The 23,747-nt window shown below is 33.6% G+C and carries 22 protein-coding genes; 15 read left to right on the top strand and 7 right to left on the bottom strand.

All coding sequences use genetic code 11. The annotated features are described in order from the left end of the window. Positions 1–35 precede the first annotated feature (35 nt). Positions 36–380 (bottom strand): S-Ena type endospore appendage, encoded by a 345-nt coding sequence (locus C1Y58_RS09290; protein ID WP_105615735.1) that lies wholly within the window; start codon positions 378–380, stop codon positions 36–38. A 299-nt stretch (positions 381–679) separates the two neighbouring features. Here C1Y58_RS09290 and C1Y58_RS09285 point away from each other — a divergent pair, with 299 nt between their 5' ends. The 3 genes from C1Y58_RS09285 to C1Y58_RS09275 all read left to right on the top strand — a co-directional run bounded on the left by C1Y58_RS09285 (position 680) and on the right by C1Y58_RS09275 (position 1,838). Next, entirely contained in the window at positions 680–1,036 is a 357-nt protein-coding gene (locus tag C1Y58_RS09285) for an S-Ena type endospore appendage (RefSeq protein WP_105615734.1), read from the top strand. A 37-nt stretch (positions 1,037–1,073) separates the two neighbouring features. Then, positions 1,074–1,427 (top strand): S-Ena type endospore appendage, encoded by a 354-nt coding sequence (locus C1Y58_RS09280; protein WP_105615733.1) that lies wholly within the window; start codon positions 1,074–1,076, stop codon positions 1,425–1,427. Positions 1,428–1,490: 63 nt separating this feature from the next. After that, positions 1,491–1,838: an S-Ena type endospore appendage gene (locus C1Y58_RS09275; protein ID WP_105615732.1), complete on the top strand. Its 348-nt coding sequence runs from the start codon at positions 1,491–1,493 to the stop codon at positions 1,836–1,838. 70 nt (positions 1,839–1,908) lie between these two features. Here C1Y58_RS09275 and C1Y58_RS09270 read toward each other — a convergent pair whose 3' ends face one another. After that, positions 1,909–2,550: a hypothetical protein gene (locus C1Y58_RS09270; RefSeq protein ID WP_105615731.1), complete on the bottom strand. Its 642-nt coding sequence runs from the start codon at positions 2,548–2,550 to the stop codon at positions 1,909–1,911. A 225-nt stretch (positions 2,551–2,775) separates the two neighbouring features. Between C1Y58_RS09270 and C1Y58_RS09265 the strand changes: the two genes are divergently transcribed. The 3 genes from C1Y58_RS09265 (at position 2,776) to C1Y58_RS09255 (ending at position 4,481) form a co-directional block, all read left to right on the top strand. Continuing rightward, a complete protein-coding gene (locus C1Y58_RS09265) occupies positions 2,776–3,384 on the top strand; it encodes an NUDIX hydrolase (RefSeq protein ID WP_105615730.1) in 609 nt (202 codons plus the stop codon). Between the two features lie 29 nt (positions 3,385–3,413). Then, positions 3,414–3,935, top strand: coding sequence for an SRPBCC family protein (locus C1Y58_RS09260; protein ID WP_105615729.1), 522 nt, complete (start codon positions 3,414–3,416; stop codon positions 3,933–3,935). Positions 3,936–4,088: 153 nt separating this feature from the next. Continuing rightward, positions 4,089–4,481 carry an OsmC family protein gene (locus C1Y58_RS09255; protein ID WP_105615728.1) on the top strand — a complete coding sequence of 131 codons (393 nt, stop codon included), beginning with the start codon at positions 4,089–4,091 and terminating at the stop codon, positions 4,479–4,481. Between the two features lie 72 nt (positions 4,482–4,553). On the opposite strand, the gene C1Y58_RS09250 is transcribed toward C1Y58_RS09255, so the two are convergent. After that, positions 4,554–5,255 (bottom strand): zinc dependent phospholipase C family protein, encoded by a 702-nt coding sequence (locus C1Y58_RS09250; RefSeq protein WP_105615727.1) that lies wholly within the window; start codon positions 5,253–5,255, stop codon positions 4,554–4,556. A 223-nt stretch (positions 5,256–5,478) separates the two neighbouring features. Beyond that, complete coding sequence (locus C1Y58_RS09245) at positions 5,479–5,985, bottom strand: superoxide dismutase family protein (RefSeq protein WP_105615726.1); 507 nt, start codon at positions 5,983–5,985, stop codon at positions 5,479–5,481. Between the two features lie 158 nt (positions 5,986–6,143). Between C1Y58_RS09245 and gnd the strand changes: the two genes are divergently transcribed. The 3 genes from gnd to C1Y58_RS09230 all read left to right on the top strand — a co-directional run bounded on the left by gnd (position 6,144) and on the right by C1Y58_RS09230 (position 9,231). Then, on the top strand, positions 6,144–7,046 hold the full coding sequence (gene gnd / locus C1Y58_RS09240) for a phosphogluconate dehydrogenase (NAD(+)-dependent, decarboxylating) (RefSeq protein WP_330404410.1): 903 nt from the start codon (positions 6,144–6,146) through the stop codon (positions 7,044–7,046). A gap of 86 nt (positions 7,047–7,132) precedes the next feature. Continuing rightward, entirely contained in the window at positions 7,133–8,611 is a 1,479-nt protein-coding gene (gene zwf, locus C1Y58_RS09235) for a glucose-6-phosphate dehydrogenase (RefSeq protein WP_207655730.1), read from the top strand. Beyond that, on the top strand, positions 8,611–9,231 hold the full coding sequence (locus C1Y58_RS09230) for a cyclase family protein (protein WP_105615724.1): 621 nt from the start codon (positions 8,611–8,613) through the stop codon (positions 9,229–9,231). Before zwf ends, C1Y58_RS09230 begins: the two co-directional genes overlap by 1 nt. A gap of 54 nt (positions 9,232–9,285) precedes the next feature. On the opposite strand, the gene C1Y58_RS09225 is transcribed toward C1Y58_RS09230, so the two are convergent. Further along, the gene (locus tag C1Y58_RS09225; protein WP_105615723.1) at positions 9,286–10,443 is read right to left on the bottom strand and encodes an SEC-C metal-binding domain-containing protein; all 1,158 of its coding nucleotides are present in this window, start codon (positions 10,441–10,443) and stop codon (positions 9,286–9,288) included. 232 nt (positions 10,444–10,675) lie between these two features. On the opposite strand from C1Y58_RS09225, the gene C1Y58_RS09220 reads away from it, so the two are divergent. The 4 genes from C1Y58_RS09220 to C1Y58_RS09205 all read left to right on the top strand — a co-directional run bounded on the left by C1Y58_RS09220 (position 10,676) and on the right by C1Y58_RS09205 (position 18,698). Then, on the top strand, positions 10,676–11,431 hold the full coding sequence (locus tag C1Y58_RS09220; RefSeq protein WP_105615722.1) for a tRNA threonylcarbamoyladenosine dehydratase: 756 nt from the start codon (positions 10,676–10,678) through the stop codon (positions 11,429–11,431). 239 nt (positions 11,432–11,670) lie between these two features. Then, entirely contained in the window at positions 11,671–16,602 is a 4,932-nt protein-coding gene (locus C1Y58_RS09215; protein ID WP_105615721.1) for a S8 family serine peptidase, read from the top strand. Positions 16,603–17,094: 492 nt separating this feature from the next. Beyond that, a complete protein-coding gene (locus tag C1Y58_RS09210) occupies positions 17,095–18,603 on the top strand; it encodes a sodium-dependent transporter (protein ID WP_105615720.1) in 1,509 nt (502 codons plus the stop codon). After that, the gene (locus C1Y58_RS09205; RefSeq protein WP_105615719.1) at positions 18,603–18,698 is read left to right on the top strand and encodes a MetS family NSS transporter small subunit; all 96 of its coding nucleotides are present in this window, start codon (positions 18,603–18,605) and stop codon (positions 18,696–18,698) included. Before C1Y58_RS09210 ends, C1Y58_RS09205 begins: the two co-directional genes overlap by 1 nt. 87 nt (positions 18,699–18,785) lie before the next feature. On the opposite strand, the gene C1Y58_RS09200 is transcribed toward C1Y58_RS09205, so the two are convergent. After that, a complete protein-coding gene (locus C1Y58_RS09200; protein WP_105615718.1) occupies positions 18,786–19,691 on the bottom strand; it encodes a D-alanine--D-alanine ligase in 906 nt (301 codons plus the stop codon). Then, positions 19,688–21,127 carry a MocR-like pyridoxine biosynthesis transcription factor PdxR gene (gene pdxR, locus C1Y58_RS09195; protein WP_105615717.1) on the bottom strand — a complete coding sequence of 480 codons (1,440 nt, stop codon included), beginning with the start codon at positions 21,125–21,127 and terminating at the stop codon, positions 19,688–19,690. The genes C1Y58_RS09200 and pdxR overlap by 4 nt, the downstream gene beginning before the upstream one ends. A gap of 352 nt (positions 21,128–21,479) precedes the next feature. Between pdxR and C1Y58_RS09190 the strand changes: the two genes are divergently transcribed. After that, positions 21,480–21,659, top strand: coding sequence for an H-type small acid-soluble spore protein (locus tag C1Y58_RS09190; RefSeq protein WP_105615716.1), 180 nt, complete (start codon positions 21,480–21,482; stop codon positions 21,657–21,659). A 266-nt stretch (positions 21,660–21,925) separates the two neighbouring features. After that, positions 21,926–23,689: an ABC transporter substrate-binding protein gene (locus C1Y58_RS09185; RefSeq protein ID WP_105615715.1), complete on the top strand. Its 1,764-nt coding sequence runs from the start codon at positions 21,926–21,928 to the stop codon at positions 23,687–23,689. Positions 23,690–23,747 lie beyond the last annotated feature (58 nt).

Genomic DNA, 23,747 nt, shown 5'->3' with positions numbered 1-23,747 from the left:
GAAATAATGGTTACATTTCTAATATAAAATGAAGCTTACGCATCGTAATTAACAGATAAAGATAAAAGGATTTCACAACCATCAACTAGACTACCAGTACACCTTGCCTCAATTTTCTCTAGTGGGTCAAAGGTAAAGGCCAGTGTATCCCCTTCTTGAATACTATTATCAAGTTCTACCTCATCGTCATTAACAAATAGACGTACTTGAAAACAAGCTTTAACAATAGTAATAATAAATGTTCCACTTGGGTTAAATAAACCATCGGCTTCCCATAATAATGTGAGATCATCAGCGTCATTGGTACAATTCAGAGTATACTTCTGATTCTGAAAACAAGTATTTAAAATCTGTCTTTCATTGGATAAACAACAACTCAATAATATCAACTCCCTTAAAAGTATTAAAGAAATATTGTAGTTCTTTACATAAGCAGAAAAAACTTCTTATATAATATATGAAAATATAAAAAACTCTGTGTTTATATTAAAGTAAAACGAAGTTGAGAAGAAATGTAGAGAACCAACTACTTTGATAGTGAATATAATAATAAAGAGAGACAAGCTTTAAATAGTATAAAGGACATTGAAAGGATGAGCCAGATATTGATGTACCTAGAGAGAATTAGGAGGTAATTGTAAAATACAGACTAATCTAGAATCATGGAGGTGAGAAATGAATGAGTTTTTGTTGTTTAGATTCACGAAGAGATACTGACAAAGCTAAAGCATGTTTTCGACTAGCATGTGGTTCCACTGATAATGAAATTTGGATTTCAAATGGTTTGGTTAATCAATGTGCCACTCTTATCTTTAATGTAGAGCAGGCTTGTGATACCTCTGCCGCCGGTGGTGTCAATATTACCATCAACCAAACAAATGGCAATACAATACAGATTGATAATTTACTTCAGGGAGAATCAAGAACTATAACAGTAGATCGAATTGATTCGATTACAGCAGATTGTATAGCTGGAACAGATAATGATGGTTGTGTAGTATTTTTCTGTATGTTAATACACTATGATTGCTGTTAAACCGTTCTCAAAATTCTGTGACTTAGGAGGTGATATCATGAGTGATTGTACATGTCAAAGTATGCTATCAGGTTGCAATAAAAGAATAGAAAAAGATATTTTTGAAGAATGTTTTGAATTGAATTGTGATGGAACGACGCAGACTGTGTGGAGTAGTGATGGCATTCTTAATCCATGTGGAACATTAGTATTGTCTGTTGATGTTGCTTGTGCAGGCGTCAATATTCTTTTAAATGGTGGTGCTACAGTAATTAATACAAATCCTCTTCTTTCAGGACAATCCATTATTATTTCATCAAGCCCTCTTACACAAATTGATGTTGTATGTATTGCTGGTACTGGTGTTTGTAGATTTAAGCTTTGCGTTATTTGCAATTATGAATGTTGTTAGTTATTAAGATTTAAATACCTCTAATATACTAAAGAAGAAAAGATGAGAAAGGAGTTGATAATAATGAACAATTGTTCTTCAAAAAGAGTAGCGGATGAAGTGAAGCAGTGTTTTCTTTTTCCTTGCGATGCATCTACAATTAGAGTTGATCAAATATGGGTTTCAAATGGTTTAATTAATCAAGTGGCTACAATGAGTTTCAATACTGAAAAAACTGGTACAGTTTCGCTTTTTTTTGTTATTATCTTTAAAAAGGATGGAACTTTAGAATTTTTTAATCTAACATTAGTCGACACAAGAACTATAATAATGGCAGACATTGATTCAATTCTTACTGTTACCATATGTTTTCCTGATGCTGGACAAGTTGCATTAAACTTTTGTATCCGTCTTCATCATGATTGTTGTTAAATGACGTCAGTCACAAAAAAAGCAGAGAAAATAATTATCTCTGCTAAAGTCAACTCCTCATTGGGACACATTATTTTTTCTTGGGAATAGCAAGTAAGATACCTAAAGCTACAGATAAAAGGGCAGCAACGACTACACGATATTCAGGTGGTAAAAGAAAGGTTATAGTATGTGCTGGTATCCAAAAGAGTGGAATTGTTTTGAATAAAACAAAATGAATAAATCCATACCAGTCAACATGATTTATAACTTGCTCCAATTTGACTACTTTTGTTTTTTGGCCGAACTTCAAATCAATATATGAATCTGTTAACTTGTGAAAACCCATCATTGTAGGTGCAAAAATGATATTCATAATAGTACTAATGAAAAATGCACTTAGAAATGGTGAATGAAGACCAGGTAAATAATTTTTTTCCATAGCTCCCTCTACTCCAGTAGCAAATATAACAAAAATTAAAGTAATGACAACACCTATAAAACCCCATATAAATGCACGATAACCCAATCCACTGAGTTTAACCCACTTACCAGATCTAATTCTGACAGCAAGCATCTCTCCCATTGTAGCTAATAAAGCAAATTTCAGAAAGCCCCCTAGGTAGGGATAACTTGTTGTGAAAGCGATAAAAGCATCTTTAGTAAATGGAGAAATGATAATAAATACTGCTAAAAGTAAGATGGCTCCCCATATAAAATCACCCTTTTTCATCCCGATAACCTCCCCTATATAATTAATAAGTTTTATATCATTTAAGTGTATTATAGCACTAATAAAGGACAATCTAAAAGAGATAGACTACATCTAAGAAATATATTCTATATTATTGAAGTTAACCTTGAATTATTTAAGAAATAAAAGAGAATAAGCATACTTTAATTTGCTATTAATAGTGTGCTATAATACAAGAAGAAATGGCTTATAGAAGGTGATCTAATGATTGAAAAAATAATTAATAAATATAAAAATCATTATCCTGATTCAATGATTACATATAGAGAAAGTGCAGTTATGATTCTATTAAAAAAAGTTCAAGAGGTTTGGCATATAGTGTTTGAAGTTAGGGCATTTCATCTCAATAGCCAGCCTGGGGATATCTGTTTACCTGGTGGTAAACGAGATCTTAATGAAACACATAAAGATACTGCTATTAGAGAGACAGTTGAAGAACTTGGAATAGATGAAAGTGGCATTCAGTATATTGGTGCCATGGATTATCTAGAAAATCCCTATGGTATTCGAATCTATCCACACATTGGTATTCTAGATAACAATGTTATTATGTCCCCCAATAGTGATGAAGTAGACCATATTTTTTATGTTCCTCTTGATTTTTTTATACAGGAAAAGCCAAAAGGTTATAATATCAAAGTGGGACCTGTTAATTTTAAGGATTTTCCATTTGATAAAATAAGGGGTGGGAAGAACTATCCTTTCAGAACAGGAAATAATACTAAATACTTTTATGAATATAAGGATTACATTATTTGGGGGTTTACTGCTGATATCATCAAATATTTTACGGATAGTTTAAAAGATGTATAAATTTTGGACGATAATAAGGGAGGATAAGCATGAGTAGGAAACTTAAGACTATAATTGAGAACAATGATATTTACTTTGATTTTGTTATTAATGTTCCAGTCAGTGGTGTTTGGAAGCAATTAACAACGGAAGAAGGTATCAAGTCCTTTTTTGCGCCTCATTTCAAGGTAGATTTTGAGGTTGGAGGTAGGTTTGAAATCCTTTTTGATACGGCACAAGAAGCCGGCAAGCAAGGATCAGAGGGAATGACTATCCTTGCCTTAGAAAAAGAAAAACTACTCTCCTTTACTTGGAGTGCACCCCCTGAGATACCTACCATTAGGCTACAAAGAACAATGGCTAGCTTCTATTTATTTGAGGAAAGTGGTAAAACAAGAATAGTTTTTAGAAACATTGGGTTTGGACAAGGTGAGGATTGGAGAAAAGCGAGAAACTATTTCATAAGAGCATGGGGAGAAATTGTTTTGCCAAGACTAAAGTATTCCTTAGAAGTTGAAGCGATAAATTGGCTGAATATGCAATCTATTGAGCCAATCAATTATTCACAGTAATACTCGTTTATACGAACATGCCACGACGTCTTTAATCATTTTTGCATGGATGAAGTCAACATTATTCTTGTTAAAATAGTAGAATATATTATAATAGAGTTATGTGAGGTAAATTACCTAAATATATTAAATGACAAATATCGGAGGTAGAATATGTCTGAAAAAAAAGTACAGGTTAATTTTACAAATGAGTTTAAAGGTGAATTAGTTGCACCAAATGGAAACGCAAAAATAGGTAGTGCGGAAGGGACTATTGCGCCATATGATATGCTTTTTGGCGGTCTAGCATCTTGCTTATATGCTACTTTTTTAGAAATAGCTCAGAAAAAACGTATTGGATTTGATGCTGCACACTTTGAAGTGAGTGGAGAAAAGCGTGAAGAGGTTCCAACAACTTTGAAATGGGTAAATGTTAAGGTTACTATAAAAAATGCCGAGAAGGAAAAGGGCTTAGTTAAGTCTATGGAACTTGCTTCACAATATTGCTCAATTTATCAAACTATTTCCAAGGTAGCAGAGATGTCTTGGGATATCAAATTTGAATAACCATAAAATATCAAGCAAAAGCCGATAGAGTTAGATCTATCGGCTTATTATAATTTAGAAAAGGGGTGTTAGTTACTTTTGAGGATGGGCGTTCAAAAACATAAGAAAAACACCCGCAGTTGTTCTTTGAGCTAATGGAAGAGAATACAATGTCTGTTTATGAAACCTTAGTTTGTCATCTTCTAGAGGTCTCAATTTCCAGCCTACGTAATATGCTCGTTTGGCATTGTATTGAATATATTCTTCTGGAGATTTTAGAAAGATAGGTTTTTCAGTTGCTTTATACTCACTAATAAGGTCATAAGTATACTTAACAAAGTTTTCATAATGACGATGTTTGGATAATAGTCGAATAGTTACATGTTGAGGAATCGTAACGTCCTGGATAACGTGCACGCAAGCACCTAAATAAAACATGCTTAAATCCTTATCATTAATACGCCAAAAATAGGAAGCTTTATCATAATAATCTGATGCTAAATTAAGAGCATTACTGTGACCAAATAATCCTCTTTTTTTATTCGGGCTATAAAAATGATTTATGCTTCTAAAATCCTGATCAGCCCATATTGAGCCTTTATTTATGAAACTCAGATAGTCATTTAGCAAATTATATTCCTTAGAATAATTAAATTTTCTAAGTACTTCAAGTGCCTGAATGTTATTAAAGACGTGAACCTCGCATTCAGTTGTAATAATTAATTTTTTAAAAGGGTTAATATATTCTAGTAATTTCCTTAGAAGTTTGCCCTGTACCAATTCAAATTTTTTCATTCATTTCACCAAGATCGATAATCATTTTAGTACTTCGTAAGATGAAGTTCTATGAGGTTTTATTATATCCAAAACAGTGAATTTTATAATTTGAATCTCTAAGCATCCTTACAATTTTAAAATGAACCCTCCAGGTACAATTTTTAAATGTAAGAACACTTATTAATCCTAAATTAGCACATTTCATCAACGTTTATCATGAATAATCCTGGCTTACTCATTATTAATGAAAAAAGATGGGGTAAAAATTATAGGGAGTTATAGAGTGAACAATACCACATGCGATTCGTTTACCAGCATCACCAGCAGGCTGGCTACGATAATCATCTGGGTTCTCATGAATAATAACACTTCGTTGTATAATATCTTCGACGTGAAATTTATCTGTAAAGAAGCACATCTTACTTATACCAGCGTTAGAAAATAGTACAGGAAAATCACCTGCATGATTACCATGAGGTTCATTTGTTGGATTATAATGACCACCAGCATCTTGGAAAGGATTTTCCTCATCACCGATGCTACAATTGCCGAATTCATGAAGGTGAAACCCAAAGGGACCTATTGGAGCTTCATTATCGTGAGCTGGTTGATATGGAGGTAAACCTTTAACATAGGCACATACATTTGTTCCTAAAGGGACATCCTGAAACCAAACAGTACCTTTTATGTCAGGATATTTGGAACTACCTTTTAAATCAGCTCTAGCTAACATATTATAAAATTTCATAAGAGCACCTCAAATTAGTTCATATAATATTCTATGAAAATATACTTGTATCAGGTTTAATTTTGGTTAAAATAACATTGACAGTCGGAAGAAAATAACATAAAATAATTATAAGTTGTAGTTAATAATAATTATTAAATAAAAATGAGGTGAAGTTAATGGAGATAAAGATTGGTCTAGTCGGATTAGGAAAAATGGGAGCAAACTTAGCAAAAAATATGAAAGATCATCATATAGATGTGGTTGCGTTCAATCGTACGCTGGATAAAGTTAAAGAAATTGAAGAGAGTGGGATAGAAGGCGCTTACAGTCTTGAAGAATTGGTTAACAAGCTAGTATCGCCCAAAATTATATGGTTAATGATTCCTGCAGGAAAACCAGTAGACGATACCATAGATAAACTATTACCAATGTTAGATGAAGGAGATATTATAATTGATGGCGGTAATTCAAAATATAAAGATACATTAAGAAGATATAAGTTGTTAAGAGATCATGGCATTCATTTAGTTGATGCCGGGACATCAGGTGGTACAGAAGGGGCTCGTAATGGTGCTTGTATGATGGTTGGTGGAGACAGTGAAGTAGTTGAGAATTTGGAACCAACATTTAAAGCGTTATGTGTTGAGAATGGATATGGACATATGGGACCCGCTGGTGCAGGGCATTTTGTTAAAATGATTCACAATGGTGTAGAATATGGTATGATGCAAGCTATAGGTGAAGGGTTTGAAATTTTACAACAAAGTCGGTTTGATTTGGATATGGAGCAAGTATCACGTGTTTGGAATAATGGTTCAATTATTTCAGGATATCTTATGCAGATGACAGAACAAGCATTTAGGGAAGATCCAATGCTTGAGAATATTTTAGGAATAGTAGATTCCTCAGGAGAAGGGTTATGGACAGTTGAAGAAGCACTTGAACTACAAGTGCCGGCATCAGTTATTACACAAGCATTATTTACTCGCTATCGTTCAAAGCAACAGGATACCTTCTCAGGAAAAGTAGTTGCAGCTCAGAGAAATCAATTTGGAGGGCATTATATTCATAAGAAGTAGATAGGCAAAAGACATGTATAGAAATAAAACAAAATAAGTTAACCTCGAATTATTATTTGGGTTTAATATATATTGGAGGTGGAATGATGGATCAGTCCAGTGTATTTGTTATCTTTGGAGCAACGGGTGATTTGACTCATAAAAAACTAATACCTGCCCTGTATAACCTTGAGTTTAAGAATATGTTACCCCCGAATTTTCAGGTAGCTGCTATAGGGCGAAGAGATAAAGATAGTGATATATATACGAAGGAAATCTTCGAAGGTGTTAAAAAGTATGCAAAAGTAAAAATAGATGATGTTGTTTGGCAAAGGCTAAAAAAGCGGATTACTTATGTAAAATTTGATTTTACTAGGCCGTCTGGTTATAGTATTTTGAAAAAGTATTTAGAGGAAACAGATAAGACTAAAGGGACACAAGGAAACCGAGTTTTTTATTTAGCAACGGCACCTAGATTTTTCGAGGTTATTGTAGATTTTTTGAATCGTAATAATCTTGTTAATCAAAGTGGAGCTGGTTTTCAAAGAGTGGTTATTGAGAAGCCTTTCGGCAGAGATCTTGAATCTGCTGTTTATTTAAACGAAAAAATAAGTAAAGTATTTAAAGAAGAGGATATTTATCGTATTGACCATTATTTGGGTAAGGAAATGATTCAAAATATTATGTACCTTCGTTTTACTAATCGAATTTTTGATGCTATATGGAATAAAGATAATATAGATAATATACAAATTACTGTTTCAGAGACAATAGGAATCGAAAACAGGGGACGGTATTATGAGAAATCCGGTGTTCTAAAAGATATGATTCAAAATCATTTATCTCAAATTTTAGCATTAGTAACCATGGAACCTCCTGTAAGTTTTACTACTGAAGCAATTAGGAATGAGAAAGTAAAGGTGTTAAAATCACTTAGATTAATGGAGCAAAATGAAGTGCGGCATAATGTTATACTAGGTCAATATTCAGGTAATGGTAAAGAAAAAGGTTATCTCGAAGAAGCTGATGTAGCACCTGATTCTATAACTGAAACATTTGCTGCCATAAGATTATATATTGATAATGAGCGTTGGCAAGGGGTTCCTGTCTATTTACGATCAGGCAAAAGAATGAAGGATAAAGCAGCCTATATAAGCATACAGTTTAAGTCTGCTCCAGAGTTAAACTTTATGCATCAAACAATGCTCGATCCTAACCTTTTAGTTATCCGTATTCAACCTTTTGAAGGTGTTTATTTACGGTTTAATATGAAAGAACCAGGTAGTCTATATAATATTCTTCCTGCAAAAATGGATTTTTGTCAAAATTGTAACTTAGACTATAAGTCACCTGAAGCCTATGAACGCTTGATTTGGGATGTGCTGAAGGGAGATGCAGCCTTGTTTACCCATTGGGATGAAGTAGAAAGCTCATGGCGCTTTGTTGAAAGTATCATCACAAATTTAAGTCTAGAAGATAAACGACAGCTGATTACTTCCTACGAAATAGGAAGTAATGGACCAAATGAAGCAGAATGGTTACTAAAAAAAGATCATCGTACTTGGTGGACAGGGGGTGAAAGTTGATGAATATTTATGATATATCGATGACTGTTCAAGAGGAAATGATGGTATACAAAAATAAAGAGGAAAAAAAACCAAAGTTTATCAATCGAGCCAATCATGATAATGGTAAGCATTATGAAAGCACTATACAAGTGGATTTGCACACAGGAACCCACATGGATGCTCCTTTGCATATGCTAAAGGATGGTGCAACCATCGATGAGACAACATTAGAAAAATGTATGGGACCATGTAAGGTACTAGACTTAACTCAAATAGAAGATCATATATCTAAAGAGGATTTAATAAATAAAGATATAGTTGCTGGTGATCGCATCTTATTGAAAACAAAGAACTCCAATGATGATACCTTTAATATGGATTTTATCTATGTAGATCATACTGCTGCTAATTATTTGGTAGAGAAGCAAATAATGTTAGTAGGAATTGATTCATTAGGAATAGAGCGTAGCCAATCAGATTATGCTACTCATCGACAAATACTAGGAGCAGGGATACCCATAGTTGAAGGACTTCGTCTCAAAAATATAAGAGAAGGAATATATGAATTTATTGGATTACCCTTGAAGTTAAAAGGACTAGAAGGGTCTCCTATTAGAGCCATTTTGAAAGAGTTATAAAATAAGTATAAAAAGTAGCACCCCATTTGCATATTAGCTTTGGGGTGCTTTTCATTACTTTTCTTGGCCACAACAAAATTTATATTTAATTTGACTACCACATGGGCAGGGAGCATTTCTGCTAATTTTTTTATTAGTAAGTTGAACCACATTGGATTTTTTTTTGGATACAAGTACACTGTAACCAGAATCGTATTCTTTTTCTGAATAACCCTTCAGAGACCATAAAGGAGTATGGTCTTTTATATTATACAGATGAGAAGTAATAGATTTCAATAAATCAGGATTATCTATTTGTATAGCACTCTGTAAAGATAATAGAATGTTATCCAATGGTATCAAGTTTTTGATATCAAAAATTGATCCAGTCACAATATCATCGACCATGTCATAGCTGATATCGTAGTGACTCATTAAAAAAGAGAATAACTGTTTCACATGGTAGGAGTTTTCGATGAAATCTAATTCACCAGCTTTATAGAGCTCTTTGTAACTAACAGAATTATAATCCTTTGAACATTTCTTTTGTTGAGTAAGTATAAATTCTGGATCCAATAACGTGCAAAAAGAGAAGCCATAATCTGTACGAATGATTTGCTCATAAATAATACATGCAATATCAAGCACCTTCAAAAATGCTTCACGATCCATTTTGTATTTACTGTTTTTTTCAATAAGTTCTATCAGCTTTTCTTCTTCAAGAACACCGTAGTAATAAAGCATACCTTGTGCAAGTCTGACCCATTCCTCATTTCGAGATATAATGTCAGTTTTGGGTAGTTCGGTAATTATTGAACGTATTTCTTCTGGCATAACATAAACTAATCTATTCTCATAGGTACAGGTATAAACCAAACCAGTTTGACGATAAAAATAGATAAGGGGTATATCATCAAAATCATCAATAGTTTGAAATGCGTTGGTTGAAAGTTGATATAAAAACTGATATTGTCGATCATCTATATAAGATAAGAGGTGTGGCAATTTCTCATCGATGGTATGGTATAATGCATTAATAAGATCCCCCTTCTTTAACTGACTAACCCCTTTAATATCCAAATTACGTCTTATTTGATCCAATTCTGCTTTAGGCATCTTATTTAAAAAATCATTGAGTTTAAAGGGCTCTTTCATTTCAGGAAAAAGGTCTTTGATCATTTTTTGATCATATCCATATTCTTGAATCAATTTATTAGTTTGAGTTATAGACATAAAGTCAAAATCCGCCTTTCTTATGCAATACTTTTAAAATTCCGCTAAAACCCTTTGAATAAGGTTAAAAAACGCACATTATTCAATAATACTAAATTTCAGCCTCCATGTAAATAAAAAAGTTATAAGCTCCGTTAATTTCCATAACACCATGAGATAAAACCTCATTGATTTTAAGGAGGGAGTATAATATAATGAAGTGGTGAAAAAATTGTAATGAGGTGATGACTGAATGCTACATTCATTTTCTAGGACAGAAATGCTTATAGGAACAGAAGGTTTAAATAAATTGAAAAATAGTACGATTGCTATATTTGGTATTGGCGGAGTTGGCACTTATGCTGTTGAAGGTCTTGCACGTAGCGGTGTTGGAAAATTTATTTTAGTTGATGATGATGAGGTATGTTTAACCAATATTAATCGACAAATACATGCAACTCGTAAGACTGTAGGTAAGCCTAAAGTAGAAGTGATGAAAGAACGTATTTTATCTATTAATCCTAAAGCTGATGTTGAAACTTATCAAGAATTATATAATGCTGAGAGCGCAGAGCGATTATTAAGAGCAGAATACGATTACGTTATAGATGCCATTGATATGGTATCAGCAAAATTAGACTTAATTCAGCGCTGTAAGAATATGCAGATTCCAATTATAAGCAGTATGGGAGCAGGTAATAAATTAAATCCAACCATGTTTGAGGTAACAGATATCTATAAGACCTCATACGACCCATTAGCAAAAGTAATGCGTTCTGAATTAAAAAAACGGGGAATAAAGAAACTGAAGGTCGTTTATTCAAAAGAGAAACCTATGAAGCCAATTGAACTTGGTGGAGGGTGCAAAGAACACTGTATTTGTCCTAATAAAGACCGTACATGTGTCGAGAGACGTCAAATACCAGGTAGCGTGGCATTTGTTCCTTCAGTTGTTGGTCTAATTATATCATCTGAAGTAGTTAAAGATTTAATTGGGTTTGAAGGATAATGTAACTATGTATGCAACACATAATTAATGTAAGGAATTATTTTTTCCATAAACATTGATTATGTGTTTTAATTTTGCGCAAAAGTAATAAATATTACAAAATTTAGTAATAATGTAATGTGTATTACTTTTGCTTGAATAAAATTGGTAAATATTGACAATTAGTTTCCTTCTGGTATATAATGATTCCATAAATTACCAATACGTAATTTGTAAATATACTATAGGAGGTCTAAGTGATGAGAAAAAAACTTCTAAGCTTTCTCTTAATCGTAACACTGGTTCTAACTAACATGTTGCCTACGTCTGCGAAAATATGGAAAAGTGATAGTACAGAAAATCAAACTAGACTAGAAGTTGTTCAAGATCTATTAGGTGTTCAAGACCAAGAAGAAGTAAGAATAATTGTTGAACTTGATAGTGATCCTGCAGTTAACTACAAGGGGTTTAATGTAGGAAGTATTAATAGCGATGAGAATCAGAGCATAATTGATTCTATTAAGTTGGAGCAGGAAAGTTCTATAGCAAGTATAGAAGAACAAATAAATGGTATGGTGGTGGAGAAATCCTTTACTAATGTAGTCAATGGATTTAGCACGATAACAACCTTTGAAAATGCTAAAAAAATTGAGGACATGCCAGCCGTTAAAAATGTTTATTTAGCTACAGAGTATCAGCGTCCTGAAATGTTTAGCAGTAGTTCAATTATCAATAAAGATACATTAATTAATTATGATGGAAAATATAATGGTGAAGGTATGGTTGTCGCTGTTATAGATTCAGGTATTGATCATTTACACCAAGATATGCGAATATCAGAAGAAACAGATGTGAAACTAACCAAAAAAGATGTAAAGTCAATTATCAAGGTAAAAGGTTTAGAAGGTGAGTATTATACTGAAAAAGTACCGTATGGTTATAACTATTTTGATAATAATGAGACAATAAAAGATACATATGATGTTGAAGCACATGGTATGCATGTTAGCGGTACTGTTGGTGCAAATAGTGCTGATACAGATGGATTAAAGGGTATCGCTCCAGAATGTCAAATTCTTGGTATGAAAGTATTTTCAAATAATCCAGCATACCCCTCAACTTATGGTGATATTATTATAGCAGCAATAGATGATTCCATAGCTATGGGAGCCGACGTTATTAATATGTCTTTAGGTGCATCAGCTGGCTTCCAAGATAGCTCCGATCTTGAACAGATAGCCGTACAAAGAGCGGTAGATAATGGTATCGTTTGCTCTATTTCAGCAGGTAATTCTGGGCACTTTGGTTCCGATTTTACAGAAGGTTATCCATACTCTTATGCTTCCAATCCAGAAACATCAGTGATTGGAGCACCAGGTATTGCACTTAATTCTATTCAAGTAGCATCAATAGAAAATACGCACCTAGCTGGAGCAGGGATGCTTAAGCAAGTTAATGGTGATGAAGAGCTTGAAATCAAGCATCTTCCTAATGGACCATTCAGACCTTCAGAAGAATTAGGGACTGAGGAATATGAGTATGTTTATTGTGGTCTTGGCGGACCTGGTGATTTTGAAGGTTTAGATGTGGATGGTAAAGTGGCATTAATTCAGAGAGGAAATTATTATTTCTCTGAAAAAGTTGATAACGCTTATGCAAATGGTGCTGTTGCCGTTATTATCTTTAATAAAGATGGACTTGAGGAACTTATGTTCATGGGAGGACTTGAAAATATTAAAATACCTGCGACTTTTATTAAGAACTCCGATGGATTGAAGCTCAAAGATTCAACTGTAAATACATTAAGTTTTGTAGAGGGTAACCTTAATATAGAAAGCCCATCTGCAGGACAGATGTCAAGTTTTTCATCATGGGGACCACCACAAACACTAGATTTGAAGCCAGAGATTACAGCACCAGGTGGTAATATTTATTCTACTTATAATGATAATACATATGGTTCCAATAGTGGAACAAGTATGGCTGCTCCACATGTAGCAGGTGGAATGGCTTTAGTATTGCAAAGAGTTGATGAAGAGTTTCCAGAACTTACTGGATTTGATAGAGTTCAGATGGCTAAGAATTTAGCGATGAGTACAGCTACACCTCATCTTTCAGCAGGGATGTTAAATGAAGACCTTGATGATAGTGATCTTTTTAAATCATATGTATCACCAAGAAGAGCTGGGGCAGGGGTTATGGACTTATATGGTGCTATAACAACTCCTGTGGTTATAACAGACCAATACTTAGGTGATTCTAAAGTCGTATTAGGGGAGATCGATGAACAAGTTGATTTTAAAGTTACACTAACTAATTTCTCAGATAATGATATTACTTATGATATGTCGGGTCAAGTTAACTCCGATGGTACAATTATTGGACTAAATGTTTCTGATAGTACAGCTATTACTCTACCAGACCCATCAAGTGAGGGGATAATACGGTTACCAATAGCCTTTAATGGAAATGAAGATGAAATTACAGTACCAGCTAATGGTAGTATTGATGTAAATGTTAGTTTTGACCTTACAGGAGGAGAGCTTTATTATGGTGGACCAATAAATGATGCTTATCCAAATGGTACTTTTATTGATGGTTATATTGTGTTTGATAGTCAAAATGATACTGCACCTCAACTAAGTATTCCTTTCATGGGCTTTTATGGTGAGTGGGATGATGCACCGATTATTGAAGCATCAGTATATGGAGAGGAAACAAGACCTTCTTGTTTACCAACCGGAGCTGTTCTAGTAGATCAAAATAACTTCTTCCTCGGTGAAGATATAGATGGCAACTTACTTATGGAAAACATCGTCATTGGTAATTTGGATGATGAGTTGAGTAACAAAGTTGCAAATCCCGTAATTTCGTTACTTCGTAATACAGATGAGATAATTGTTGAAGTACTTGATGAAGAAAAGAACGTAATTAGAGAATTGGGTAATGATGGAAGGACAAGAAAATCTACATTATCAGATGATGAACAATATATCCTGAAAGATGAGTTCGCGTGGGATATGACTGTAAATGGTGAACTTGTTTCTGATGGTCAATACTATATTCGTGTTCGCGCAAAAATAGATTTTGTAGGTGCAGAATGGCAAGAATATGATTACCCTGTTTACGTTGACCATAGTGAATCAACAGTAGAAAATATTTTATTAGATAACAATACACTTACCATAGATGCCAATGAACAAGGCAGAGGTATCCGTGCGTACATGTTACTAGCTGAAAATCTATTAGATGGTTCTACAGACCTATATATAAGTGATTCAGCGATTATTAATTTGGAAGATGTTAAAAAGGAATTAGGTTCTCAGCCAATTATACTTTTTCCAGGCGTTCAAAGTTGGAATGAATCAGTTGATTTTATAACTGATACTGGGTTATTAATCAATGGTGATTTTGAGACAAATGGTGTAAAAGGTGCTATGTTAAACAATGATGATATTGTACTTAATTTGTCTTCAAATAAAGAAGAAACTATAGGAGTAACAATTAAGTTAGGTATTGTTGATGATGCAAATAATTATATCCTACAGGATGGAGAAAAAGAGCGAACTTTTGTAATGGATGGGTATGATGAGGAAATTATTAATATCGATGAAGAAACTTTAATCATATCAGCTGAGAGTGTAGGTGTAACGACTACTCAAGTTGTCTATATAGCCAATGATGATCTTTACGAATCAATTACTAATACAGAAGATTTAGAAGCTGATACAACATCTTCATCAGTAGTTAGTATGACAACCTCTGCAGCAGTAGAGATGGAAGATCTAGAAGGCTATGTGGATGGAAAAGACTATTTTGTCTTGCCTTTACAAGTTACCGTGATCGAGACAGAAGAACCTAAGGGTATTGCTGATGGAGATAGTATGCCGCCATATATTAAGATAACATCTCCGGGATTTTTAAATGCATTTGATTATAAATCTGTTATGATTGAAGGATATGTTAAAGATGACTCAGCGCTCAAGTATGTTAAAATAAATGATAAGAAAGTAGAAACTACTTTTGATTTTGATGAGGAAGTATGGAAGTTTAGTGTACCTTATGATGGGTATGAAGGAAAGAATACAATCAGTGTACGAGGAAAAGATAAGGCAGGAAATACGATTGAATTTGATCATGAGCTATATTTTGACACAATAGACCCTATTGTAAGAGTTCACGGAAATAGAGGTAAAATTGTTAAGGAAAATGATCAATACTATTATACTGTTTACGCCACTGTCACTGAAGACCATGCATTCCTTGAAGTAAGGGTTAATAATCATCATGTCGAAACAATTGATAAGAATTATATTGAATACACACCTGAAGATGGTGTAGTTATCGTTCAACTCGAAGAGTATAAAGTGCCATTAAAGGTAGGCGAAAATAACATAACTGTTACCGGTGAGGATAAAGTAGGTAATAAGGGGAGTTATACACTAACTGTTACACTTGAAGAAGATAACGATACTCCAACTGATCCTGATGATGGTAATGATGATAACGACAACAATAACAATAATAACAACAATAACAACAATAATAATGACAATGACGACGATGATGATCATGATTCTGGAAGCGGGTCTAGCAGTTCAGCATCAAGTGAAAAAGAAAATAAAGTAGATGTCAAAGTAATCTCCTTTACTGATGTTAAGGAAGGTCATTGGGCTAAAGATAGAATAGAGAAGCTTGCCTCACTTGGAATAGTTAGTGGTAGAGGAAACAATATCTTTGATCCAGAAGGTACTGTCACTTACGCAGAATTTATTAAGATGCTTGTAGTAACTCTTGACATCGAATTAGATGATAATATTACTGGAGACTGGTATGAAGTATATATGCGAGCAGCATTAGATGAAGGATTTATTACTGAGGTCCACAAAGCAAAAGCAGATGAAAACATTACTCGTGAAGAAATGGCGTTTATTATCTCTATAGCTTTACGATCAGGAAAATCCTTCGAACCTAAACTTGATCCTATTGATCCTGTAAAGCCTATTACTTTTAGTGATACTGAGAACATTTCTGATACTATGAAAGAGAGTATTGATTATGTTGTTGGTATTGGCATTCTACAAGGTCGTGGAAATGGTGTATTTGCTCCAAAAGATACATTGACAAGAGCAGAAGCTGCAACTGTGATTCTTAACATTATTGAAACTAACGAGTCTAGTGACTTGAAATGATAACTAATAAAAATACCGTTGACTTCGTCGACAGCTTGAGAGGGCTCATTCGTGAGCTCTCTTTCTAAGTTCATATTACTTTTTATGTAAATGATGAATAAATACTTTAATTTAAGTAGAAAATATTGGAGTTATAAGAAATATTTATAGAATGTACTTGGTTGACCTGAATGAAAATTTTTTCTACACTAATTTGAAGCATGAAATTTTAGCGCTTTTGCACTTTAGTTTGATAAATTACTTTGTATATCAAAAGATATAGGATAAAAATTTGAAACTTGATGAATAGGGGGTTTTTCAACTTGCATTTAGCAGATTATTAAAGTATAATAACATCAATCATCCTAAAAGTGCATTATTTGCTTAGTTTAGCGATAATATATAGATAAAGAGTATGTGCTTAAAGGTGTTTACATTTATTGACAAATAGTTATTGTCAAACTATTTACAACATTATATAATATTCATATCAAAATATGAAAGGGGAATTTTATGAGTGAAAGAGGTCAATGGGGTTCACGGATGGGATTTATTCTAGCCGCAATTGGATCCGCAATCGGTTTAGGGAATATATGGAGATTTCCATATGTGGCTGCAAGTAATGGTGGAGGAGCATTCTTAATACCTTATTTATTCGCACTGTTAACTGCAGGTATACCAATTCTGATTTTAGAGTTTTCACTTGGACATAAGACAAAAACATCCGCACCAGGTGTTTTTGGTAAAATTAATAGAAAGTTTGAAACACTAGGTTGGTTCCAAACAATTATTTCATTTGCGATTATGGTTTATTACGTTGCTATTATAGCATGGGCTTTTAACTATTTTGTATTTGCATTACAAGGTGGTGCTTGGGGAACAGATACAAAAGCTTTCTTCTTTGGGGAATTCCTTAATGTTACTGAAGGAGCTTTCCAACTAGGAGGATTTAATTCTGCTGTATTAATTCCTTTAGTACTTGTATGGCTAATTAACTATGTTATCTTAATGGCTGGAGTTAAAGGCGGTATTGAAAAAGCAAATAAGATTTTTATGCCATTGTTAATCATTTGTTTATTAGTTATTGTTATAAGAGGTATTACTTTACCCGGTGCAAGTGCTGGTTTAGATTATTTCTTCACACCTGATTTTTCAGCTTTAGCTGATCCAGAAGTGTGGATTAACGCATATGGCCAAATATTCTACTCATTAAGTATTTGTTTCGGTGTTATGATGGCTTATTCAAGTTATTTACCTAAGAAAACAGATATCGTTAATAACGCATTTATTACTGGTTTTGGTAACTGTTCATTCAGTTTATTAGCAGGTATAGCTGTATTTAGTGTGCTAGGATTCATGGCTACATCTCAAGGTGTAGGAGTTGAAGAAGTAGCAACCGGCGGTATTGGTTTAGCCTTTATCGTATTCCCTATGGCTATTAATGCTTTACCAGGTTTTAATGCTGCATTTGGAGCCATATTCTTCTTATGCTTGATCTTTGCAGGAGTAAGTTCCAGTATGTCAATCATGGAGACTTTTGTTGCAGGTACAGCGGACAAGTTTAATGCATCACGTAAGAAAGTATTAACAATAGCCACTCTAGTTGGTTTTTCTATATCATTATTATTTGTAACAGGTGCTGGTATCTTCATTCTAGATATCGTCGATCACTTTATCAATACTTACTGTATTGCTATTGCTGGTTTACTTGAGATTATTTTTATTGCATGGTTCTTTAACCTTGAAGGAATTCGTAAGTATGCCAATGGATTATCAGATTTCACTGTAGCGCGTTGGTGGAATTTTACACTTAAATTCTTAACACCTGTTTTATTAGGTACTATGTTTATTTATAAAACGTTTATTGACCTAACAGTTCCTTATGAAGGTTATGGCGTATCAGAGTTAATGGTATTTGGTGTTGGTACAATTATTGTAACAGCTATTGCAGCCTTTATCTTTAAGAGTATTAAGGGATCACAAACTTACGAAGCTAACATTTCTAAAGGAGTTGAGATGTAATGAGTACTAGCGCGATTATCTTTGCTATTATTGCAATGGGATTATTATGGGGTGGATTTGGTATTTGCCTAACCATAGCCATGAAAAATCAATAAATGAAACGAAGGTTGGTTCTAAATGAGCCAACCTTTTTCTGTGATTCAGGAAACTTTTATCTAATCCTACCTTAGTACTTTTATTAGTTAACAACATGGCGCTAGGGATAACTGAATGATTTGATCAATAAGTTCTGTAAAAGATAAACCCTGGGCTTCAGCGCTTTTTGGAAACAAGCTGTTCTTAGTCATACCTGGAAGGGTATTGACTTCAAGTACAAACAGTTCATCATCTCTAATCAGCATATCTACTCTTGCATAAGCTTTACATTCAAATAAATGATAGCAAGCTAAAGCTGTTTCTTCTACTTTGGTATGAAGTGAAGTGGGGAGTGTGATAACTTCTTCTAATGCGCCACCTTCTTCATATTTGGATGTATAATCAAAAAACTGATGTTCAGGTTGTATACTCAGTATTGGCAACAGAGTGCCACCTAAAACACAACATGTGATTTCCAATCCATCAATATATTCTTCTAATAATACCTGATGATCATAATGAAAAGCTTGTTTGAGAGCAGCTTCAAATTGATCAGTTGTCTTAACCAATGAAGTGCCTATACTCGAACCAGATGCATTGGGTTTAATCACCAAAGGGAGATCCACCTTTATTCGATTTCTATCTACCCAATAATATTTATCCGATGTTAATAGCTGCCAATTAGGGGTAGGTATACCCTGATGCTCCATGAGCATTTTGGCCTTAGCTTTATGCATGCATAAGGCACTGGATAAGAGACCAGATCCAGAATAAGGAATACCTAAAGATTCAAGAGTTCCTTGAATGACACCGTCTTCACCGTATGCACCATGTAGAGCAAGGAAGGCAAATTCAGTGCCTTTTAATTGATCGATTAACTGCTGCTTATCATCAAATAATATAGGATTGACATCATAATAATCGTTATTAATATACTTCATAATTTCATTTCCTGTATGGATGGATACATCCCTTTCACTGGAGGGGCCACCCATTATAATACTGACTGTCATAGTAATTCCTCCAAACAGTTACCTATAATCTTAAAGCCTTCTGTGATTTCGCTTTTAGTAACACGAGAGATGCCTAATCGTAGCGTGTTTTTGCCTTCATCATCAAGGTGGAAGATATCTCCAGGTAAAAATAACACTTCCCGTTCATAGCATTTCTCTAGAAGTTGTCTTGCATTGATCTGGACTTCAATAAAGAGGTGTAAGCCACCTTCTCCATAGAGTTTTTTGTATGGAATGTATTTCTTCAGTTCATCAACTGCGTATTGATATTGTTCTTTATAATGTTGTCGAACTTTTTTTAAGTACCTATCATAGTATCCTTCTTTCATGTATTGATAAAGCACAGCTTGATCAAGAGTAGAAGTATGAATCGTCATAGTCCTTTTAAAACTCTCCAAAATATCAATGACGTCATGGTCTGCCATGACCCATCCCAGTCTTAAACCGGGGAATAGAATTTTGGAAAAACTGCCGATGTAAATGACTTCATTCCCATAACCGGAGTAACTCATTAAGGGTCTGATGGGGATATCTGAAAAGCGTAGTTCTTCATTAAAACCATCTTCAAGAATTGGAATATTTAACTTTTTGCAAAGGTTAATGATAGCAACTCTTTTTTGTGGTGAAATGACCATTCCAGTAGGATTATGATATGAGGGAGTTAAATATAAAAACTTTGGTTGATGTTCTTGAATTTTAGCCTCAAGGAGTTGAAGGTCAAGTCCATTTTCGGAAAGTGGTATGCCAATGGGTACTAAGCCATGAGTCATAAATATTTTTAGGGCAGTATGGTGGGTTGGATTCTCACATAAAATACAATCACCTTGTTCTGTAAGGGTATTGCAGACAAGATTGAGTCCCTCTGTAAAGCCATTCGTAATAAGTACGTCTTTATCCTTAAGATGAATACCCATTGAGTGCATATAAGTCTTTAAAGTGTCAATAAGAGGTTGATACCCCTTAGCATAACCGTAGTTAAGAAGCTTATTACTCTCAAGGCTATATATATCAAGAAAAGATTTTTTTAGAGCATCGGTGTCAAAGTAGCTTGAGTCAGGAGCGATGCTGGTAAATGAAATCATATTCTTTTTCCATGGCAACTCGGTTTTGATTAAGTCCATATTTTTCGCTAGTTCACCATTAGTATTGAAATAATGTTTCCATTGAATGTGTGAAGGCGTTCTAAGGATTGGATCTTTATCAGAAACATAATAACCTTCACCAGGCTGACTATAGATAAAATCATCATCAACAAGAAGCTGAAAGGCAGATTGTATAGTTGTACGACTTAACTTCAATAATGCGCTTAGCTGTCTGGTTGAAGGGAGTTTATCACCAGTTCGTAGTGCCCCATCAACAATTCGTTCTTTAATATAATCAGCGATCTGTATATATTTTGATGAATCATTCTTTAATTTAAAATCTAAAAAGATCATGATCAACGTCCTTACCTTTAATAAATTGAAAAATCATTTGATTTTCTGATAATACTATTCTTGCATATTTATATAGATTTTTAAAGAGCCAGTAACCTGTTAATTTCCTTATTGACTGGTATGAAACAAAGTAATACTCATTGTAAAATAATTCATCTGATACTTTAGTGTAATAAAATTGTAAAATTTATTTAATATTTTTTTAAAGCTTTAGCAAAAAAAATTTCTGTATAAGTATTGGACAATTTCACTGAGTCAGAATCAAATAAATTCTTTTTATACTGGGTATGAAAAATTATAAGAGTGCCATAATAAGCACATAGAAAAGTGAATCTATAAGGAGGTTAGTTCCATGAATTTTAAACGAGCGAAAGAAATATATGAATCAAAAGGTGTTATTGACGTCACATATTTTGGGACTTCTATTTGGATTAAAGGGTTAAATGAAGAAGAAAATAAAGCTGAGGTAGAAGGTTTAAGTGATGACTATGGTACTCGGGTTGTTAAGATTGATGATCTTACGGAAGATTAATTTTTAATGTACTCTTTATAGGCATATGATTAGAATTCATCAATAATTATATGCCTTTTTTTAATTTAAAATATTTATAATATTCATTAAATTACATACAATTTTATTGGTAACCAGTTATAAATACTGGAAAATTTGCTGTAGTTGGTACATATTGACAATAGTGGGCGAGTATATTATAATCAATTTATTACAAATGTAGATATTTGTAAACTTTAATAATGATTACCCAAGATGGGTGATCTACCTTTTAAGGAGGGGAAAACATGAAAAAAGTTTTTGCTTTAATGTTGACTATGGTTTTTGTCTTATCATTACTCCTAGTAGGTTGTGGCTCAAATGAAACAGAAGATGCAAGTGGTGAAGAAAACAGTATTACGACGGAACAAAAAGAAGATAAAAAAGAAGAAAAGAAAGAAGACAAGAAAGAAGAACCAACAGAAGACCCTAATCCGGCTAGTACAAGAGCTAATGCAGCAGATACATTAGTTGTTGGTATGCCAGCTCCAAAAGGAGAAGCTTTACCAGTGTATTACTCAACAACATATGATGGCTATACATGTGGTATTATTTTCGATGGCTTACTATCTGTAGATGAGTCAGGCCAGTTTATTCCAGACGTGGCTGAAAGTTATGAATTATCAGAAGATAACTTAACTTACACATTCAAATTGAAAGATAATATCAATTTTACAAACGGCGAGCCATTGACAGCTAATGACGTTAAGTTTACATATGAGATTTTAGCTGATCCTAGTTATGATGGTCGTTATTTCTCAGTCGTAGAATTTATGGAAGGTGTAGAAGCTTATAAAAATGGAGAGGCAGATGATGTAACAGGTATAAAAGTCCTCGATGAGTACACAGTATCCTTTACATTTACTGAACCTCGATTTGATAATATAAGTAATATGACTACGCAGATCATGCCTGAATCTGTTTATGCTTATGAATATGGTAATACGCAACAATTAAGAGATCAAATGAATGCTTATGAATGGGTTGGTTCTGGACCATACAAGATTGTTCATTTTGAACCTACTCAATTTATTGAATTTGAACGTAATGATGACTATCACTTAGGTGCTCCTAAGATGGAAAAATTAATCTACAAAATGACTACTGTGGATACGCAAATGGCAGAACTAGAAAAAGGCGACTTAGATATCCTTCTTAACGTTGCTCCTACACCTGAAAACTTTGGTGTAGTTGATCGCCTAGATTATGTTATGCCACATACTTTCCCATCAAATGGATATGGGTATATGGGCTTTAATATGCGTGATGAAATCTTATCCGATATGAAGGTTCGACAAGCATTAACTTATGCATTTGATAGAAGGGCTTTTGTTCAAAAATACTATGATGGTCATTCAATTGTCCTTGATGTACCTTTCTCAGAAGTAAGTTATGCTAATACAGAATCACTTAAATCTAAGGTTAATCCTTATACATACGATAAAGAGAAAGCTGTTGCTTTATTAGAAGAAGCTGGCTGGAAGACAGGCGATGATGGCTATCGCTATAAAGATGGTAAAAAGCTTGAATTAAAATGGTTAACCTATACAGATAGTCGCTATGTAGAAACCTTAATTCCTATGCTAACTGCTTATTGGAAAGAAGTTGGCGTTGAGCTTATAGCAGAACAAATGGAATTTAATACATTGGTTGAAAAGGTATATCTCGAGAGAGATTTCCAACTCTATAACATGGCATGGAGCTTAACCAATCTTCCTACTTCTAACTATACCACTTTCCATTCAAGTGTTGATGTACCAGATGGAAACAATAGTGTAGGGTATCGTAATGCAAGAAATGATGAATTGTTAGATATGGCTTCTACAGAATTTGATTTGGATAAACAAATTGAAATCTTTGAAGAATGGGCATTGTTATTTAATGAGGAATTACCATATATACTCATCAATAATAATGAAGAATTAGAATGTGTTAATGGTAGAGTTGAAAACTATACAACGTCTCCATTTGTAGATATTGATATGATTATTCATGATATTGCTGTTAAGTAATCAAAGGAATAAAAAAGAGCCAAGAGATTTCTTGGCTCTTTTAACCAAGAAAGAAGGG

Origin of the sequence: Vallitalea okinawensis (assembly GCF_002964605.1) — a bacterium.
Taxonomy (GTDB): Bacteria; Bacillota; Clostridia; order Lachnospirales; family PQDH01; genus Vallitalea_A; species Vallitalea_A okinawensis.
The sequence above is the reverse complement of the archived record's forward strand: the minus strand, read 5'-3'. Positions and strand labels throughout refer to the sequence as shown.

What these genes read in the sequence shown, in the direction of transcription:
- C1Y58_RS09205 (WP_105615719.1), top strand. Translation starts at nt 18,603, where the DNA reads ATGAGTACTAGCGCGATTATCTTTGCTATTATTGCAATGGGATTATTA.
- C1Y58_RS09225 (WP_105615723.1), bottom strand. Translation starts at nt 10,443, where the DNA reads ATGTCTATAACTCAAACTAATAAATTGATTCAAGAATATGGATATGAT.
- C1Y58_RS09280 (WP_105615733.1), top strand. Translation starts at nt 1,074, where the DNA reads ATGAGTGATTGTACATGTCAAAGTATGCTATCAGGTTGCAATAAAAGA.
- C1Y58_RS09210 (WP_105615720.1), top strand. Translation starts at nt 17,095, where the DNA reads ATGAGTGAAAGAGGTCAATGGGGTTCACGGATGGGATTTATTCTAGCC.
- C1Y58_RS09270 (WP_105615731.1), bottom strand. Translation starts at nt 2,550, where the DNA reads ATGAAAAAGGGTGATTTTATATGGGGAGCCATCTTACTTTTAGCAGTA.
- C1Y58_RS09215 (WP_105615721.1), top strand. Translation starts at nt 11,671, where the DNA reads ATGAGAAAAAAACTTCTAAGCTTTCTCTTAATCGTAACACTGGTTCTA.
- C1Y58_RS09250 (WP_105615727.1), bottom strand. Translation starts at nt 5,255, where the DNA reads ATGAAAAAATTTGAATTGGTACAGGGCAAACTTCTAAGGAAATTACTA.
- C1Y58_RS09275 (WP_105615732.1), top strand. Translation starts at nt 1,491, where the DNA reads ATGAACAATTGTTCTTCAAAAAGAGTAGCGGATGAAGTGAAGCAGTGT.
- C1Y58_RS09185 (WP_105615715.1), top strand. Translation starts at nt 21,926, where the DNA reads ATGAAAAAAGTTTTTGCTTTAATGTTGACTATGGTTTTTGTCTTATCA.
- C1Y58_RS09230 (WP_105615724.1), top strand. Translation starts at nt 8,611, where the DNA reads ATGAATATTTATGATATATCGATGACTGTTCAAGAGGAAATGATGGTA.
- C1Y58_RS09245 (WP_105615726.1), bottom strand. Translation starts at nt 5,985, where the DNA reads ATGAAATTTTATAATATGTTAGCTAGAGCTGATTTAAAAGGTAGTTCC.
- pdxR (WP_105615717.1), bottom strand. Translation starts at nt 21,127, where the DNA reads ATGATCTTTTTAGATTTTAAATTAAAGAATGATTCATCAAAATATATA.
- zwf (WP_207655730.1), top strand. Translation starts at nt 7,133, where the DNA reads ATGGATCAGTCCAGTGTATTTGTTATCTTTGGAGCAACGGGTGATTTG.
- C1Y58_RS09200 (WP_105615718.1), bottom strand. Translation starts at nt 19,691, where the DNA reads ATGACAGTCAGTATTATAATGGGTGGCCCCTCCAGTGAAAGGGATGTA.
- C1Y58_RS09220 (WP_105615722.1), top strand. Translation starts at nt 10,676, where the DNA reads ATGCTACATTCATTTTCTAGGACAGAAATGCTTATAGGAACAGAAGGT.
- C1Y58_RS09255 (WP_105615728.1), top strand. Translation starts at nt 4,089, where the DNA reads ATGTCTGAAAAAAAAGTACAGGTTAATTTTACAAATGAGTTTAAAGGT.
- C1Y58_RS09260 (WP_105615729.1), top strand. Translation starts at nt 3,414, where the DNA reads ATGAGTAGGAAACTTAAGACTATAATTGAGAACAATGATATTTACTTT.
- gnd (WP_330404410.1), top strand. Translation starts at nt 6,144, where the DNA reads ATGGAGATAAAGATTGGTCTAGTCGGATTAGGAAAAATGGGAGCAAAC.
- C1Y58_RS09265 (WP_105615730.1), top strand. Translation starts at nt 2,776, where the DNA reads ATGATTGAAAAAATAATTAATAAATATAAAAATCATTATCCTGATTCA.
- C1Y58_RS09190 (WP_105615716.1), top strand. Translation starts at nt 21,480, where the DNA reads ATGAATTTTAAACGAGCGAAAGAAATATATGAATCAAAAGGTGTTATT.
- C1Y58_RS09285 (WP_105615734.1), top strand. Translation starts at nt 680, where the DNA reads ATGAGTTTTTGTTGTTTAGATTCACGAAGAGATACTGACAAAGCTAAA.